The following is a 3,235-nucleotide window of genomic DNA, read 5'->3' on the forward strand; positions in this document are numbered from 1 at the left end:
CGACTTCGGCACGCTGGGCGACATCTCAACCCTCGCCGACCCATCCGTCGTCGATACCCTCATCGAAAACAGGATGAACAGATAAACGAAATCCCGGGGCCGGACCCGAAAAGGCCCGGCGCCGGCCTCTGCCAACTTCAACGGGAGGAAACCCATGTCCGACAAGGACAAAGCAATGGACTACTGGAAGGCCAATGTCAGACTGATCCTGATCAGCCTGGTCATCTGGGCGGTCGTCTCCTTCGGCTTCGGCATCGTGTTGCGGCCGCTTCTGTCGGGCATCGCCATCGGCGGCACCGATCTCGGCTTCTGGTTCGCACAGCAAGGCTCGATCCTGGTCTTCCTGGGCCTGATCTTCTTCTACGCGTTCCGCATGAACAGCCTCGACCGGAAACACGGCATGGACGAGGAGTAAGTCAGCATGGATCAGTTTACGCTCAACCTCATCGTCGTGGGCGCGACCTTCGCGATCTATATCGGCATCGCGATCTGGGCCCGGGCCGGGTCCACGTCCGAATTCTATGCCGCCGGCCGGGGCGTTCACCCCGTCACCAACGGCATGGCCACCGCAGCCGACTGGATGTCGGCGGCGTCCTTCATCTCGATGGCGGGTCTGATCGCCTTCGGCGGCTATACCGCTTCGTCCTTCCTGATGGGCTGGACCGGCGGCTATGTGCTGCTCGCGCTGCTGCTTGCGCCCTATCTGCGCAAATTCGGCAAGTTCACGGTCCCCGAGTTCATCGGCGACCGGTTCTACAGCCAGACCGCGCGCCTTGTGGCCGTGACCTGTCTGATCATCGCCTCGGTGACCTACGTGATCGGGCAGATGACCGGCGTCGGCGTGGCGTTCTCGCGCTTCCTCGAAGTGTCGAACACCGCGGGCCTTCTGATCGGCGCGGCGGTCGTGTTCGCCTATGCGGTGCTCGGCGGCATGAAGGGCATCACCTATACCCAGGTGGCGCAATACGTCGTGCTGATCACCGCCTACACCATCCCGGCGATCTTCATCTCGCTGCAACTGACCGGCGTGGCGCTGCCGCCGATCGGCCTGTTCTCGGAATACACCGCCACCGGCGAGCCGCTTCTGGCGCGTCTGAACGAGGTGATCCAGGATCTGGGCTTTGCGGCCTACACGTTGCAGGACACCAGCTTCCTTCCGATGCTGAACATGTTCCTGTTCACGATGTCGCTGATGATCGGCACCGCGGGCCTGCCGCATGTCATCATCCGCTTCTTCACCGTGCCGCGGGTGGCCGATGCGCGCTGGTCCGCGGGCTGGGCGCTGGTCTTCATCTCGCTGCTGTATCTGACCGCTCCGGCGGTGGGCGCGATGGCCCGTCTGAACCTGGTCGACACCATCTATCCGAACGGTGCGTCCGAGCAGCCGATCGCCTATGACGAGCGGCCCGACTGGATCAAGAACTGGGAGATCACCGGTCTTCTGAAGTTCGAGGACAAGAATGGCGACGGCCTGATCCAATGGTACAACGAGGGCAACGCCACCTTTGCCGAGACCGCCACGGAGCGGGGCTGGCAGGGGTCGGAACTGACCGTGAACAACGACATCCTGGTTCTCGCCAACCCCGAGATCGCCGGCCTTCCGAGCTGGGTGATCGCGCTGGTGGCGGCGGGCGGTCTGGCCGCGGCGCTGTCCACGGCGGCGGGTCTGTTGCTGGCGATCTCGTCGGCGGTCAGCCACGACCTGATCAAGGGGGCGATCAACCCCGGGATCAGCGAGCGGGGCGAATTGCTGGCGGCGCGGATCGCGATGGCGATTGCCATCGCCGTGGCGACCTGGCTGGGCCTCAACCCGCCGGGCTTTGCCGCACAGACCGTGGCTCTGGCCTTCGGGATCGCGGCGGCCTCGCTGTTCCCGGTGCTGATGATGGGGATCTTCTCGACCCGCATCAACAACCACGGCGCCGTGGCGGGGATGCTGGCCGGTCTGATCTTCACGGTCGTCTACATCTTCCTGCACAAGGGCTGGTTCTTCATCCCCGGCACCAACAGCTTCCCCGACACGATTGCGGGATCGCTGTTCGGGATCCAGTCGACCGCCATCGGCGCGGTGGGCGCGATCCTGAACTTCGCGGTGGCCTATGGCGTCTCGAAGGTGACGGCCGACACCCCGCAGGAGATCAAGGACCTGGTCGAAAGCGTGCGCGTCCCGCGCGGTGCGGGTTCCGCCGCGGCCGACCACTGACGACAAGGACGGGGGCGGCGCTCTGCCGCCCCCGCCCCTACGCGCCCGGAATTTCCCGGACCGCGCTGTCCTTTTAGGTTCTTCGCACAACCGTTCCGCCAACCCGCGCAGGAGGTGCGCATGTCCGACCCCGAGGCCGGGATCCTCGAAAGCCTCCGGCAGGTTCCGCCCTTCGACCTGATTCCCGAGGACGCGCTGGCTGCACTTGGTCCCGGCATCCGCCGCATCACGGTCGGTCCCGGCCAGACGATCTGCACCGAGGGCGAGCGGCTCGACGGGCTTTTCGTGATCGAATCAGGGACCGTCGATATCGAGACCGGCGGCTCGGACCTGATCGCCCATCGCGGGCCCGGCGACGTGGTCGGCGAACGCGGATTGTTGCGGCTGGGCCGCGCGACGCTGACGGCGCGGGCCGTATCCGAAGTGACGCTGCTGGTGCTGTCCAAGGCCGCCTTCCACGACCTGATGGACGAGGTTCCGGCCTTCGCCGGCTGGTTCCAGCGTGCCTTGCCCGGCCGGGTCGCGGCCGCGGGCGACGAGGCCGCCGGGCTGACCGCGCTGCGCGTGGCCGACCTGATGACCCCGACCCCGATCACCTGCCCGGTCGGATCGCGGGTCAGCGACGTGGCGCGGATCATGCGGGACAAGAACATCTCGTCGGTGATGGTGATGGAGGGCGAGACGCTTGCGGGCATCGTCACGGTGCGCGACCTTACCAACAAGGTTCTGGCCGAGGGGCTGGACGGCGCGACCCCCGCGACGCAGGTGATGACCCGCGACCTGATCACTATCCCGCCCGACGCGCTGGGACTCGATGCGCTGATGACGCTGGCCGACAACAATATCAGCCACCTGCCGGTGGCCGAAGCGGGCCGGGTCGTCGGACTGATCGGGCGCACCGACCTCTTTCGCCAGCAGGCCGCCACCGCCAGCCACATTATCGTCGAGATCGTGGATGCCGACGGACCCGAGGCCATGACGCGCGTCGTGGCCAAGGTGCCCGCGCTGCTGGCGCAACTGGTCCGCTCGGGC

Annotated in this window: 3 protein-coding genes; all 3 read left to right on the forward strand. The window is 66.2% G+C overall.

Annotated elements, in window-relative coordinates; genetic code table 11:
- Positions 1-154: 154 nt before the first annotated feature.
- Positions 155-415: a DUF4212 domain-containing protein gene (locus ENN83_RS03895; RefSeq protein ID WP_287184291.1), complete on the forward strand. Its 261-nt coding sequence runs from the start codon at positions 155-157 to the stop codon at positions 413-415.
- 6 nt (positions 416-421) lie between these two features.
- The gene (locus tag ENN83_RS03900) at positions 422-2,203 is read left to right on the forward strand and encodes a sodium:solute symporter family protein (RefSeq protein ID WP_287184292.1); all 1,782 of its coding nucleotides are present in this window, start codon (positions 422-424) and stop codon (positions 2,201-2,203) included.
- Positions 2,204-2,323: 120 nt separating this feature from the next.
- The coding region (locus ENN83_RS03905) for a CBS domain-containing protein (protein ID WP_287184294.1) at positions 2,324-3,235 on the forward strand (912 nt) is incomplete at its 3' end.

It is taken from the genome of Rhodovulum sp. (assembly GCF_011048875.1).
In the GTDB taxonomy this organism is placed as follows: domain Bacteria; phylum Pseudomonadota; class Alphaproteobacteria; order Rhodobacterales; family Rhodobacteraceae; genus Rhodovulum; species Rhodovulum tesquicola.

Excerpts from the sequence above, each read along its gene's own strand:
- ENN83_RS03895 (WP_287184291.1), top strand. The coding sequence starts at position 155 with ATGTCCGACAAGGACAAAGCAATGGACTACTGGAAGGCCAATGTCAGA.
- ENN83_RS03900 (WP_287184292.1), top strand. The coding sequence starts at position 422 with ATGGATCAGTTTACGCTCAACCTCATCGTCGTGGGCGCGACCTTCGCG.